The organism is Porphyromonas sp. C0041D3 (genome assembly GCF_056590575.1).
The window spans coordinates 158,715-172,962 of the sequence record NZ_JBWPWJ010000004.1; the positions used below are offsets into that span (position 1 = coordinate 158,715).

The 14,248-nt window shown below is 50.4% G+C and carries 11 protein-coding genes; 3 read left to right on the forward strand and 8 right to left on the reverse strand.

Annotated features, from left to right (window positions below; genetic code table 11):
* Positions 1-55: 55 nt before the first annotated feature.
* Entirely contained in the window at positions 56-1,708 is a 1,653-nt protein-coding gene (locus AC1EKE_RS04420) for a DUF6377 domain-containing protein (RefSeq protein ID WP_480308401.1), read from the reverse strand.
* Positions 1,709-2,167: 459 nt separating this feature from the next.
* Here AC1EKE_RS04420 and AC1EKE_RS04425 point away from each other — a divergent pair, with 459 nt between their 5' ends.
* Positions 2,168-2,995, forward strand: coding sequence for a glycerate kinase family protein (locus AC1EKE_RS04425; protein WP_480308444.1), 828 nt, complete (start codon positions 2,168-2,170; stop codon positions 2,993-2,995).
* Here the strand turns inward: AC1EKE_RS04425 and AC1EKE_RS04430 are convergent.
* The 5 genes from AC1EKE_RS04430 to AC1EKE_RS04450 all read right to left on the reverse strand — a co-directional run bounded on the left by AC1EKE_RS04430 (position 2,992) and on the right by AC1EKE_RS04450 (position 8,636).
* Entirely contained in the window at positions 2,992-4,251 is a 1,260-nt protein-coding gene (locus tag AC1EKE_RS04430) for a DUF1302 family protein (RefSeq protein ID WP_480308402.1), read from the reverse strand. The genes AC1EKE_RS04425 and AC1EKE_RS04430 overlap by 4 nt on opposite strands.
* Positions 4,251-5,036, reverse strand: a complete 786-nt coding sequence (locus AC1EKE_RS04435) for an outer membrane lipoprotein-sorting protein (RefSeq protein WP_480308403.1) — start codon at positions 5,034-5,036, stop codon at positions 4,251-4,253. Before AC1EKE_RS04435 ends, AC1EKE_RS04430 begins: the two co-directional genes overlap by 1 nt.
* Before the next feature lie 209 nt (positions 5,037-5,245).
* Positions 5,246-7,636 (reverse strand): efflux RND transporter permease subunit, encoded by a 2,391-nt coding sequence (locus AC1EKE_RS04440; protein ID WP_480308405.1) that lies wholly within the window; start codon positions 7,634-7,636, stop codon positions 5,246-5,248.
* A gap of 181 nt (positions 7,637-7,817) precedes the next feature.
* Positions 7,818-7,982 (reverse strand): hypothetical protein, encoded by a 165-nt coding sequence (locus AC1EKE_RS04445; protein ID WP_168160418.1) that lies wholly within the window; start codon positions 7,980-7,982, stop codon positions 7,818-7,820.
* A 21-nt stretch (positions 7,983-8,003) separates the two neighbouring features.
* Entirely contained in the window at positions 8,004-8,636 is a 633-nt protein-coding gene (locus tag AC1EKE_RS04450; protein ID WP_480308406.1) for a TetR/AcrR family transcriptional regulator, read from the reverse strand.
* 398 nt (positions 8,637-9,034) lie between these two features.
* Here AC1EKE_RS04450 and AC1EKE_RS04455 point away from each other — a divergent pair, with 398 nt between their 5' ends.
* Together AC1EKE_RS04455 and AC1EKE_RS04460 are read left to right on the forward strand one after the other, a co-directional pair.
* On the forward strand, positions 9,035-10,300 hold the full coding sequence (locus tag AC1EKE_RS04455) for an IS1380 family transposase (RefSeq protein ID WP_480308407.1): 1,266 nt from the start codon (positions 9,035-9,037) through the stop codon (positions 10,298-10,300).
* Positions 10,301-11,369: 1,069 nt separating this feature from the next.
* Positions 11,370-12,440 (forward strand): glycerate kinase family protein, encoded by a 1,071-nt coding sequence (locus AC1EKE_RS04460; protein WP_480308409.1) that lies wholly within the window; start codon positions 11,370-11,372, stop codon positions 12,438-12,440.
* A 116-nt stretch (positions 12,441-12,556) separates the two neighbouring features.
* Here AC1EKE_RS04460 and gap read toward each other — a convergent pair whose 3' ends face one another.
* On the reverse strand, positions 12,557-13,567 hold the full coding sequence (gene gap, locus AC1EKE_RS04465) for a type I glyceraldehyde-3-phosphate dehydrogenase (RefSeq protein WP_297126135.1): 1,011 nt from the start codon (positions 13,565-13,567) through the stop codon (positions 12,557-12,559).
* A 123-nt stretch (positions 13,568-13,690) separates the two neighbouring features.
* The gene (locus AC1EKE_RS04470; RefSeq protein WP_480308410.1) at positions 13,691-14,224 is read right to left on the reverse strand and encodes a hypothetical protein; all 534 of its coding nucleotides are present in this window, start codon (positions 14,222-14,224) and stop codon (positions 13,691-13,693) included.
* Positions 14,225-14,248: the final 24 nt, after the last annotated feature.

Sequence of the window (14,248 nt, forward strand, 5' to 3'; positions counted from 1 at the left end):
TTGGGAGGTTTGAGGTTCCATTTTTGCCCCCCTCTGTCTCTATTTTGGTCGAGGTCTATCTCGATCTCCCGATCTTCATGATCTCTCCCTCGAAGTCCTTATTCTCCACGAGGGACTTGTTTTTTACCCGCGTCTTGTAGGTGTTGATCGTATTGACGGAGTAATTGAGGAAGTGTGCCACCTGCTCCGTCTTAGACACCCCGACGCGGATCAGGGCAAAGATCCTCATCTCGGGGGTAAGCGGGTCGCCCGGGAGGAGCGACTGCTGCTCCTCAGGGGGGAAGAGGGCATTGTACTCAGTGACAAAGGTGGGGAAGAGATGAGTAAAGGTCTCATCGAAGTCCGCGTACATATCTTTTCGCTCTCTCGTCACCTCACTCTGGCGGATCCGCTTACGGATCGCATCGTACTGCTTGCTCTCTAATCGCTGCCTGAGGAAGCGGTAGAGCTCCTCCTGCTCGTGGAAGTAGGCTCCCTGCCTGTAGAAGGAGGATCCGATGTACTCGTCCTTGATCGCATTGGCCTCCTCGAGCCGCTCATTGGAGAGTCGTAGGGCGCCATTGGCCTCCTCTATCTGTTTCGTTGCGCGGCGTAGTTGGCGCATCTGGAGGATGATCACCACGATTGCGACGATCAGCATCAGGCAGAGTAATGAGGCGACTATGGTGTAGGTGGTCATCTGACGCCGCTGTAGGTCTATCTGACGCATCCTGCTCTGCTCAATCAGAGGGCGGATGTCGCCTACAGCAACCTTCCGGTGCTTCGCATCGTAGTAATTGGCGTCCTCCATGGCGAGGTCGATGTACCTTGCTGCCCGGTCGATGTCGCCCATACGATACAGCTCGCCAGCAAGGCGGGCAAGCGACGTGGTCTCGTGCGTGCCGGTGATCAGGTCATACCCAGCAGACTGAGCCAGAGCCTCCACAGCTGTCAGATCATCATCCATAAGAGTGGCAGCTGTCCCCTTCAGTGACAGGAGTATCGCTCGATCGCGGTCGGTGATCGACTCCTGCCGGAGTAGCTCATCGATCGTCGAGAGTGCCTCACGGTACTGGTGTAGGTGTAGCCGCTTATGGATCAGCGCATAGTAATGGTCGTGAGAGCCCTCTGGTGCGAGGGCGATCACCTCATCTGCCTCCCTGAGACCTGCCGAGCGGTACCTGTGCGCCATCTCATCATTGTGGTCGTTGTAGTCCGCGAGGTCGAGGAAGTACTTCATCCGAAGGAGATGGATGGCGATAGCCTCTTCACTATCCAGAGTGCTGTCGGGAGTTATCGCATCAATGGTCTCGCGTGCCTCAAGGAAGAGTCCCGCTGAGAGGTAGCAATAGGCGACCTCTATGCCAGCGCGGCGAGAGGCACTCAGGTCCTCGAGCCGACGCCCTAGATCCAGTGCCTCCCGAGAGAAGTATAGTGCGGAGTCAAAGCGGAATGGTCTGTACTCCTGTGCGAGCTCCAACGTGCTGCGATAGCGCTGCTCCAAGGGTGCCCCCTCCTGCTCAGTGGTCTCTAATCTTGCCCTCAGCTCACCGAGACGCTCTTCCTTGAGCTCCATATAGTGAGACCGGTGATCGATCACTCGGTCAAGGCTGTCGAGCGCAGCGATAGCGACCCGATCAACACCCTCAGACCGATGGCAAGCCACCGAGAGGGAGAGGACCGCAAGGATCCCCGCCAGACCGACCAATATGGTTCGCAGTTTCTTCATTCGCTCTTACAAATATAGAGTTTTCTTAACACCAATGAAAATCCTCCGCTGCACAAAAATCCCGTATGAGGGTCGTCAGGTTTAGCAGGGATGGCGGTCGCGAACCACTTTAGTGTCTCCTCTCTTCTGAAAAACTTCATCATCATAGTCCAAGGTCTATGTGCAGACCCCCAAGTGGGAGGGTCGATCTAATACCGGTAAAAGAATTCACTAATACCGATATTAGGTGTCACTAATATCGGTATTAGAATTTTCTCAGAGCGGGTCGGCACAAAGTGTTAGGAAAGAGATAGTCCTGCAGCAGACCCAGAGAGGTGTCCGATGCCGATGGAGAGAGCATGCTGACGGACGACTGAGGGTCAGTCACTTATGGATTACAAAAGCGCTCCAATGCGTCACCCCGGCGTACTGGGGAAGGGTGGGAGGCTTCTGGATCATTCTGTGTATATTGTGGCTGCAATGCGATCGTACGTCTTGGTCATAGACTCCTTCAAGGGGTGCCTGAGTTCGCTGGAGGCGGAGGCGGTTGTCTCGGAGACGATCCGCCGTGCTGATCCTCTGGCGGAGGTGATCTCCGTCCCGGTCTCAGATGGTGGGGAGGGGATGCTGGACGCTTTCTTGGCAGTGATGGGGGGAGAGCGTGTGTCTCTACCAGTGAGGGATCCACTGGGGAGCCCGGTCACTGCTGACTACGGCATCACGAGGGGACAGGTGGTGCTCATCGAGTCAGCCCAAGCCGTGGGACTCCACCTTGTGCCCCCGGATCGGCGTAATCCGCTCGTGGCCTCCTCGTATGGGGTGGGTCAGTTGGTAGCTGATGCCTATCGTTGCGGTTACCGGCGGTTCATAATAGGGCTGGGGGGCACCGCCACCTGTGATGGTGGAGTGGGTATGCTGCAGGCGCTGACTGACGCTCTCGGGATGGCGCGAGAGGCACTCGGTGATGCGCTCTGCGACTGTCACTTCATCCTGGCGAGTGATGTCACTAATCCGCTCTGTGGTGCCCGTGGTGCGGCTCTCATCTTCGCTCCACAGAAGGGTGCGACCCCGACGATGGTGTCGGTAATTGAGGGTAGGATGCGAGAGCTGGCATCTCAAGCAGCGGACCACCTTGGCTACGATCGAAGTGGTGAGCCGGGTGCAGGAGCTGCGGGCGGACTGGGCTATGCCTTTATGCAATTCCTCGGAGCGGAGTGCCGGTCAGGGATCGATCCTCAATTCCGCATCAACTTTTATGCGGAATTGAGGCAGCTGGTATCGTTTGCTTTGCTCATCACATTCAATTAAAAGCTATATTTTGCCTTCGCCCATACTTCTGAGTTGTTTTTGTACGTGCTGAACATACCTTCATCGCCTCCAAACCAATCATACCCGAGAGAGAGCTGAATGAAGTCATTCAGAGAGTAGGCGGCAGTAAACCGACTAAACCAACCTTTATGATTGAGGTCGAAATAGGTGAAGTTGGAGAGTTGTAGAGTGTTATCCAACAGCTTTTTCGACACATTGAGCGTAAGGAGTGAATTGTGACGCGGCTGTGCAATCTGGTCTCCGTACTTTAGGATGCTTTCAGAGGAAAACTGTGCCATCACCACCCAATCTTTGGGGGCATACCAATCGATACCCACGAGATAATTCACAGTGTTGAATCCCTTTTGTCCTTGATCAGACGCATCAGGTCTATAGCTGAAATGCTTCCCCACATTGAAGGCTGCTTCTCCTCGTAATACCAGTTGCCCTAGAGGTTTGGATATGTCTCCTCCGAAAAATCCCATTCGGTAGTATTGCGGAGAAACGACAATGTGGGTATCTGTAGGGCGATACGTAAACACGGGCATCTTGTTCCACGTATGCAATGCGGAGAGCGAAAAGTCCACTCCAGGCAAGGTAAAAGATAGCTTTCCGCCATACTCGATATTGGCAAAATGAAGACTGGGGTGGCTCCCGTTTTCTTCCCAGACAATAGGCAGTGGGCTATCTTTGGGCAAAATACACCATGGATTTATTGCGTCGGTAGGTAGTTTATACCCTTCAAAGGTTGGCACGGCAAGCAGTTCCAATTTTATTGTATCGTTAAAAACGAAAAGGCGTAGAGCATTGACTGGCATCCGAATGTCATCATAGTCTTGTGCCAAGAACTCTGTCATATCCATAGGAGAGACCAAGTCGGTAATACGCACACCGTCTGCCGCCCCCCAAATGACCAATTGTCGCCCAAGACGAAAGCCCCAATGGTCATCTCTATGGTCAAGATACGCTTCCCGCAGTTCAAAACCTGTACGCTCTTTTAATAATGCATTGTAAGTTGCGTTGAATGAGACAAAAAGCGAAGAGCCTTCAAAACTTTTACCTATCTCTCCCCTTATTCTCGTGCGCGAAGACATAAAGTTATTCGGTTTTTCGGATCGGACGGCATGATAGGTATCCACAAATCCTTTGACTTGCCACGATGAAGCCACCTCTTCTTGACCCCATGCGATATGCAGGGGCAAGAAGAGAATAAACAGCAACAAGAATTTTGCTGAATGACTAGTTGTATCTGTCATTAGAATCGGCCTTTTTCCAAGGTGCTTACACTGAATTGAGCCTCGTTCATAGGGGTATTGAACTTAGGATCCTTAAACTCAAGAATCGTCTGATGATTAGTCTGAACATTGGTCATATGCAGTTTTTTTGCAATCCAAAAACCAGAAATCTTCACAATGTCCGACAATTCAAGGCGACGGTGTAGCTTCCCCATCTTGTCGTAGTACTCCACCTTAACGGCGATAAGGCAGTCTTGACGAATCCACGCCACCTTTCTAGAGTAGATCTCACGTTTGTCTTTAGGCGTGTATTCCAGCTTCCAGCACTTGTGTCCGCCAATAGTCTCTTCGCCCAGCAACTGGTGGGAGTCTTCGTCTACATTGCGACTGCCCATATCATCATAGGTGAAGTCACTGCCCATAAAGTAATCCTGCTTGGCAGAAGAGCCACTGATGCGGCGGGTTTTCTTCATCGCGGGCAAGTAGAGCCATCTGTCATCGTCTTTATTAGGATTGTCGTAATCCCAAGTGAGAAAGCCCGTCCCTTTTACATCTCCGGGATATAGGAAGAACATGATACTCTTACGGTCTTTTTTCCCCGCTCCCACGTCTATGGAGTAAGAGATAAGCTTCCGCTCGCGTACCGCCCCACGCTTATTGATCAGTTTCATGACCAATTCCGATTGACGGGTATCGCCATCGGGACGATCTTTTACTTTTTGGGCAATCTCTCTGCCCGACTGAGCCATTGCAGTGGCGGCAAAAGCCCAAACCACCAAACTTGCTAAAATAATTCTTTTCATCATGATTGATATTTTGTTGTTGATTTTATCCTATTGACTTTTCAAGCATCTTCCTGTAGGTAGCCGATTGCACCTGCAACTCTGCATCCGTACCAAAACACCCGAGAGGGCTGAGAAAACCATCGCCAGCGGAAGCATATACCTTTTCTTACCTGCGTAGTGGAGTGATCGCTTCAATACCGACGGCTTCTTTTGTTTGTTTGTATTACTCATTATGATTCAATTATGTTTGTTTGTTCTTTTGGTCTTTCAATAGTGTTCGTCTCCTTGCCAAACAGACGGAACTTCTGGATGAGTATAGGCGTCACAAAGAGGTCGGCAAGCAGTGCCGACAAGATCCCTGCCACAGATAGTATGCCCATATGTACAAAGGAGAGTCCCTCTGATGTGGTGTATACAGCGAAATTGGCACAGATTACTACGCTTGTTAAGACGATTGGAGTACCAATGGTGTGGAATGAACGAAGGATCGCATTCCTATAATTGCCCTTACGGTCAAACTCAAGATGACTATGATTGATGAAGTGTATGGTATCGTCCACAGCCAAGCCGAGGATCATCGGCATAATAGTGGCCGTCATCATATCCAATGGATAGCCCAGCCACCCCATTAGTCCGCCAACGACTAGTGCCGGTGTGATATTGGGGATTAAACCGACAAGCCCTATGCGTACACTGCCGAAAACGATCATCATCAGTATACCTATAATAAGGAGAGAAATGGCGAACGAAACCATTTGCCCGCGTGCGATATACTGCATCATTACGGTAAACTGTGGGATACTTCCAACGGTTGTGACCGCTGCATTGGGGAAGAGCCTCTGTGCGTAAGCAATTATATCGTTCAACTCTCGCTCCGTTTCCCCAGAATCGTATGAATTCATCTCCACCATCAGACGAAGACGGCGGTAGTCGTAATCTATCCAATACTCAGCTTCACTACCTCCCGCATTTTCGTAAAGGAGCAACAGCTGTGCAACCTCATCAGGGTTATGGGGGATGGTATAATAAGAAGGATTACCGTCATGGAGCGTTTGATTTAGGTCTTTGAGTATATTCAATACCGAGGTCGTTCGTTTGGTCAACTTATACCCACCAGCATGCTGTGCAAGGGAGTCCAATCGCAGTAGCATTGCTGGAGACTTTGCCAATCCATCTTCTGGGAAGTCAATCATTACATCGTAGGTATAGACAGACCCAAGTTCGCTTTCTCCCACCTCCAATAGGTTGTTAACATAATCAATCTTTCGTCCCATCGTTCGCTCTACATCAAAAGCCGTCTCTATTTTGGTGAATTGGTAGATAAGAACCACAGAGATAATCCCGGTAAGCCATAGTATCAAGGTGCCATGCCTGAGTACACTCTTGCCTAAGCTTTCCAGCTTCTGATCCATCCATCGCCCACCAGTCTCCTGTACCTTGGGATGAGGCTTTCCGTCCTTGCCAAAACTGAGGAGAATGGGCATCAAGGTGATGGAGAAAAGAAATGACAGCATCACACACGAAGAGGAGGCTATTCCGATAAAACGCATCGGCTGCATAGGAATGGCGAGGAATGAAAGCAAGGAAGCGAAAGTGGTGAGTGCACTGAAAAGCACTGGCCACCCCATTTCCCCTACCGTTTCCTCTACGGCTTGTTTCCTTATTCCATGAATGAGGAACCTACGCTTGAAATAGGTGTATACGTGAATATTGTATGCAATGGAAACGGCAAAGACCAGCAACATAGGGATCATTACCATACCGCTGTCTATGGTCATACCAACATATCCCAGTACCCCATACACCACGATGATGGAGCTGATAGCGGTGAGAAGAGGGACGACGACCCCTCTAAATGAACGTGTCACCAGTAGGAGAATGAGAATGGAGACGAGGGCTGCGATACCCATTACACGTGGCATTTCCTTCCCAATCCATTTCATTTTCATCGCTGTCACATAGGGTAGCCCAGTTCCTTTGGGATGAAGTGCCTTGTACTTGTCCTTGGTGATAATATGATCTAGTTCATTGCCCGTAAGGACCTCGGGTGAAACAGGGTTCTTCCCCTTATTCCAAACAGAGTCTTCCGGAAAAGTACGTAGCTTGAGTATAATCCACGAAAGCGTCCCATCTTTGGAAATTAATCGCTCCGCTACGTGAGGTTTCATATAAGCCTTGCGACGAATCTCTTCCAATTGCTTGGGATCCGTAGGGATCGTATCGGGGACTATCTGCTCAATGGCGATACCATCTTCGCCTCCCATCATAAACTCGATGTCAGTCAGAGAGGTTATTTTGTCGGCGTACGAAAGGCTGTCCACCATCTCGTTCGTTAGTTCACGGATCAGCTCCAGATTGTTTTTCGTAAACGAATTGTCACACCTAGTCAGCACGGCTGCGAAGTTGTCATTCCCGAATATCTCCTTGAATTCTTCGGTCTTGACAAGCATCGGGTCGTCTTCGAGAAAGTAGTCTTCCCATGAGGCACTTACCTTGAAGTACCTAAGTCCCGATACGCCAATGGCAAGGATCAGGATAAACCCTCCCAACACTACCCAGCGATTACGCATCATTCTTTTGCCGCATAAGGCAAACCAATTGTTAATTCTTTCTATTTTCATATCGTTTCATGTTATATTGATCTTGAAGTGTCTTTACTCCTAAGTGGCAATAGTTCAAAAGAGAACAGGAAGACGTTTTGTTCAAAAACAAAGCGAGCCGCCTCTGTAGGCGACTCGCTCGATAGGATGATTTCCTAAAATGAAATCTCTTATACTGCAGAACTCCAGAATAAATCCCCCGCTACTTTGTATTTGGATAGTCTGTATCATTGATTTCATTCTTTATTGTCATTGACGACTCGTTCCAAACTTTAGTGCAATAGACATTGCCACGGCTTTGCCCACAATTATCAGCATCAAAGTGAGAAAGCCCATCAACGCCCTCTTCAAAGAGTAATTCTTTCATTGCTAGTAATATCTGTAATGCTCACAATCCGCTCTGATGATCTACCTTCATAAGTCGCTTCCACCCACCTGTACTGAAGTGGATGTATTCACCGATAAAGCATTCGGTATCCTCGGAGGAGAGCTCCTCGTGCAATACAATCTCTCTCACCATACTGATCCACCAAGAGCTGATGAAGTGTATGAAAAAAGGGGAAACATTAGTATCTAGCCCCGGATATAATTCTTTCATCCTTTCTAAATACTCGATTCCGGTTATCGTGCTTTTATCAATCCATCGCTCCCAAAAGTCTTCAAATCGTGTATCTCGAGTATCGAGAAATAGCAACCTGAACTCCTTGCGATAACGAGTAATCACACCCATTACATCTTGCATAGATTGACGGTGATACTCTTCTGAGGTAAAGATCTCAAGTGAAAGGTTATTATCACAATTGTGGTTTTCCAGCATGTTAGTCATCGCCTCCAAAAGTGGACGCAAGACGATTGTCAGCAAATCATCCTTGCAGGGATAATAATTGTATATGTTGCTTAGCCCAACACCAGACAGCTTGGAAATCTCACGCATAGACACCGCCTTGAAGCCTTTCCTCAGAAACGCTTCTCGAGCTGTATCTTGCAATAGTCTGCGTGTATGTTCCTTTGTCGTCTGCATAATAAGTGCTTTATCCTACTTCTGTGAGCAAAATTCGTAAAGTGTTCCAGAACACACAATACCTAAAAATAGGTATTTTCCGATCGGCCTTCTTGTTATTTATGACACGATAGAACTGCGAGATGAATGATTATTAATACTTCCAACTAGTTCATTCCTCTCGTAATCCCTAGATTCCGAGGGCTGCGATCGGGGCAAAAATGAAGGGTGGGAAATCGCACCTTAATTCCGCAAGAAAAAGATAAGGGGTGAAAAAGGGGCAAAGAATTCCGCTGAATTCATTGCCCCCTTAGGTGTAATTCGTGTATCTTTATATACCATAAAACACTGATACACTTATGGGTTACATAGCAAATATACGAGTAAAAAGTGGATACCCCATACAATCGTTTGGGGGATTGAATTTCTTCTTCTCTGATCCGCTCTTTGCGTCCATCGCAAAATCGCTTGACATCGTCCTCGGGGCTCGTGAGCGCCAGGGGGTCGTTTACCGCCACTCGGATATTCTGGGTGCACTCATGTACAGAGTCCTCTGCGGGGGATCCTGCATTGAGGACGTGAATAGATGCCGCTCCGAGATCCGCCGGATCCCGGGCAAGTCAAGGATTCCCTCTTCGGATACCACTCTGAGGTACCTCGAAGAGCTGTCCACAGAGAATAGTGACTTCTCCCACCCCGCCTCCCAAATATCCTACAACTTCAATATCAATAGTAAACTCAACAACCTGCTGATGCAGTCAGTATTGAGGTGCTTTGACCTGAGAAAGGACGGAGAGTGGGTAGATTTTGACTATGACAACGTGCTGATAAAGACAGAGAACCAGGATGCGAAGTACACCTTTGAGGAGTGCCGGGGCTACTTCCCCGGTGTGGCTTTCGTCAACGGACACCCCTTCTACATCGAGAACAGGGATGGAAATGCCCCGCCCACTTACCGACAGGCAGACACGCTCAAGCGTGCTTTCGAGTTGCTTGAGAAGCATGGCTTGAGGGTGCGAAATGCCGTCAAGGACTGCGGCAGCTACACAAAAGAGATCATCAAGGAAGTCTCCAAGCACGCAAGTCGGGTGTTTATCAGAGCCGCCAATACGGACTACTACAGGAGCCTGGCCAATGAATCCACCGCCGGACGGCATCCCGTCAGGCTGGAGGGAGGGAGAAGACTGGAGTCGAGACGAGTGGTCTTCGACAATTTTCCCGGCTTCAGTGAGAAAGGCTATGAGATCGTCCTCTATCGGCAGATCGACTCAAGCTACGATGGGACACTGTTTGAGAAGAAACAATATAAGTGCTTTGCCATCCTGACTAACGCTAAAGAGCTCAGTGACAAAGAGGTGATCGAGACCTACAACGCCAGAGGTGCCGTAGAGCGCAATTTTGATCAGCTCAAAAACGACTTCAATTGGTCTCGCCTCCCCTCCTCTGAAATGAAGTCCAATACAGTCTTTATGATCCTGATGGCCATTCTTCGCAACCTCTATACCGCATTTGTGGAGGGACTCTCGAGGATCACCTCTCTACCTCGGACGTCAAGGCTCAAGGCATTCATATACAACTTTGTAACCTGTCCCGCCCAGTGGGTCAAGGAAAAATCCGGCTGGTACCTCGACCTTTTCTCCCCACCTGACATCTTACTTCAATATGTACTAAGACGAAAAGTATGAGTCTGAAGCAAAGACGTTTTCACCTGAAGGAGCAGTACGGCAGCGATCTGCTCCAGCCACCCCGTACCCTAAGCACCCTAAAGGGGTGAAAAACAAGGGTAAAAGCTCATACACAGCGTCTTTTTTCGCACGATACATCCGGTCTGAAGACCAAAAAAACGGAACTATGAGCTAAACTTACCACCATAAGTCCTCAAAAAAGTGTCCTGCCGCCACTTTTCTCACCGCATCAACTTTCATGCAGAATTGAGGTTGGTGGGTGAATTTGCATAAAATAAGAAAAACACGTATATTTGAGGCGGCAAATGAACATTGCAAGAGATGAAAGACAGTGGTAAATATGAGTGTTAACCCCGGAGAAAGAAAAGCGGCACTTTCGGAAAAGAGAAGGAACCTTCTTTTGGTCGTTTTCGAATCAATCGTGGGAATTTTTCTTGCTGCGTCTGTTATACTTTCCATGTATTCCGGTACGTATGAGGGTGCCGGACTAATCGCTCTACTTGGGACACTCTTCTTTTTCTTGGCTGGAAAGCGGAGGAAACTGAGTGCAGACATAAAGTCTGTACAAGGCCAAAGAGGAGAATCCTTGTAACAAGTAGCATATCGTCTAGAACAAATCTTCCGTGGTATTGTAGCCTCGGAAGATTTGTTGTGCGTCTGGTCTAGTGCTACAGAGGTGAAGCATTTGATAATAATCCAAGGATGCCTGTTCGCTATAGCATCAGTAGGAGCACGAGGTGGCGAAGACAGATGTTGGTGAGTACGTGTTGGGTCCCAAACTCTTATGAGTATCCTAAGCGAATGAGGAGCACGTCGTTTTCTTATTGTTCTACCACGCAATAGTCGTACTTTCCTAGACGGTAACTGCGCCACGGTGTATGCGGATTAGTAGGGGTTGTGCGACACTTGCCCCGGGGCTTTAGGGCTATGAAGCGGTCACCCGCTATGGTGCTTCATTCCCGCCTCTGCATATAGAGCTGAATAGTATTTGTACCTCATATCCCGTCATCATCGGTATGGGGATCCGGGTTTTCCTAGGGCAAGACATTCTCGCTATATTGTGATCGCAATGAGAAGCTATCTATTAGTCATAGACTCCTTCAAGGGGTGCCTGAGTTCGCTGGAGGCGGAGGCGGTTGTCTCGGAGACGATCCGCCGTGCTGATCCTCTAGCGGAGGTGATCTCCGTCCCAGTCTCAGATGGAGGGGAGGGGATGCTGGACGCTTTCTTGGCAGTGATGGGGGGAGAGCGTGTATATCTACGAGTGAGGGATCCACTGGGGAGCCCAGTCACTGCTGACTACGGCATCACGAGGGGACAGGTGGTGCTCATCGAGTCAGCCCAAGCCGTGGGACTCCACCTTGTGCCTCCGGATCGGCGTAATCCGCTCGTGGCCTCCTCGTATGGGGTGGGTCAGTTGGTAACTGATGCCTATCGTCGCGGTTACCGGCGGTTCATAATAGGGCTGGGCGGCACCGCCACCTGCGATGGTGGAGTGGGTATGCTGCAGGCGCTGACTGACGCTCTCGGGGTGGCGCGAGAGGCACTCGGTGATGCGCTCTGCGACTGTCACTTCACCTTGGCGAGTGATGTCACTAATCCGCTCTATGGCCCTCGTGGTGCGGCTTGCGTCTTTGCTCCACAGAAGGGCGCGACTCCGGTGGTGGTCTCGGTGATCGAGGGTAGGATGCGAGAGCTGGCAGCTCGAGCAGCGGATCACCTTGGCTACGATCGCAGTGGTGAGCGGGGTGCGGGTGCAGCAGGCGGACTGGGCTACGCCTTTATGCAATTTCTGGGGGCGGAGTGCCGGTCCGGGATCGACCTGCTCCTGGAGTACCTGCACTTTGATGACCTCGTTCGTGGTGCCGACTGTGTGATCACCGGTGAAGGGAGTGCCGATGATCAGACCCTGATGGGGAAGTTGCCCTACGGCATTATGAGGCGTGCGAGATCCGCCGGTGTGCCTACCTGGCTCGTTGCCGGCCGAGTCGGGGCAAGGGATAAGTTGCTCGCTGCCGGCTTCGATCGCGTCGCCTGCATTAATCCTCCCGGGACCCTGCTGGATGTGGCGATGAGACCCGAAGTGGCTCGGGCTAACCTTAGTGCTACGATACGCTCTCTCCTTGAGACTATTCCATAGCAGGACCCTCTTTACCGGTTTTGGAAAAAGAAAAAAGGGCTGTGCTGACCAGTGTCAGCACAGCCCCCTTTGAGCTCTACTCCCAGAGTGGGGAGTAGTCTGTGGGATGCGATTACTTACGCATTTACCTTAGCGATGTATTCGCAGAGCTCGATCAGCTTATTAGAGTAGCCGATCTCGTTGTCGTACCAAGAGAGTACCTTTACGAAGGTATCGGTAAGAGCGATACCTGCGGTGGCATCAAAGATAGAGGTGTGGGTGTCGCCGAGGAAGTCGGAAGAAACAACAGCCTCATCAGTGTAGGCGAGGATGCCCTTCATCTCGCCCTCGCTGGCCTTCTTCATTGCCTTGCAGATCTCCTCATAGGTGGCGGGCTTCTCGAGGTTGACGGTCAGGTCAACGACAGAGACGTCCAGAGTAGGCACGCGGAGGGACATACCGGTCAGCTTGCCATTGAGAGAGGGGATCACCTTACCTACAGCCTTAGCGGCACCAGTAGAGGAGGGGATGATGTTGCCGGCAGCAGCACGGCCACCACGCCAGTCCTTCTTGGAGGGACCATCGACGGTCTTCTGGGTAGCGGTGGTGGAGTGTACGGTGGTCATAAGACCATCCTTGATGCCAAAGTTGTCGTGCAGCACCTTAGCGAGGGGTGCGAGGCAGTTGGTGGTGCAGCTGGCGTTGGAGACGATCTGGGTGCCCTTCTTGTAGGTGGTGTTATTAACACCCATGACGAACATAGGGGTGTCGTCCTTGGAGGGGGCGCTCATAATGACATACTTGGCACCACCTCTGAGGTGAGCCTCGCTCTTCTCCTTGGTGAGGTAGAAGCCGGTGCACTCGAGTACATACTCGGCGCCGACCTCGTCCCACTTGCAATTAGCAGCATCGGTCTCCTGGGTGCAGCGGATCTTATTTCCATTGACGATCAGGAGGTTCTTCTCCTTATCGCAGTCCACCTCGCCCTCAAACTTACCGTGCATGGTGTCGTACTTCAGCATATAAGCGAGGTAGTCGACGTCCAAGAGGTCATTGATGGCAACGATCTGGATGTTGTCGTGCTTCTGAGCTGCGCGGAATGCACAGCGACCGATACGGCCAAAGCCGTTGATAGCTACTTTGATCATAGTGATTGTCTGTTATATAAAATCAGTTACTGGTGTCAGTGTTATAGAGACTGCGGTATGATCCGCAATCATCAATCTTTCGATGGACAAATATAATTAAAAAAATCGGTTTTTCGTCCGTTTTTACAGTTTGAAAACCCCTTTTCCGATTCCTTTGATAAGTCCTTTAGTCAAGCCACGGAGACCACTGCCGGCTCCCCGAAGGGTCCCAGCGAGTAGGAGGCTGCTACCGACGGCTAATCCTGCAGGTATCACCACGTCCTGGAGAAGTGTGCTCCATGAGGAGTCCTGTAGCCTGCTTACTATGGAGGGCTTACCGGTGCCCTCTCCCGACTGGGTGTCCCGGAGGAGACGGGAGACACGTGTATGCTCACTCATCGTGCCATCCTGATCGCGATCCATACGGACGATATGGGTGTGGGGCCTGTCAGAGGGGGCCTTGATGCCCAGCACGTTTCCTACCAGCTTTGCCGCTACCGGACTCTTGTCTGAGAGGGCTCTCAGCGCCTCTGTCTTGACTACCTCGGCACCATCGGTGCGGAGGTAGTCGACATTATTGAGGATCCGCATCTTGCTCTCCTCCGATCTGCTCTCTAAGCGGTGCTTCTGCGCCTCCAGCCGGCTCTTATAGTCTGGCTTATATGCTTTTGTACTCATAGTAGTGTACTCTCTCAGAGGAAA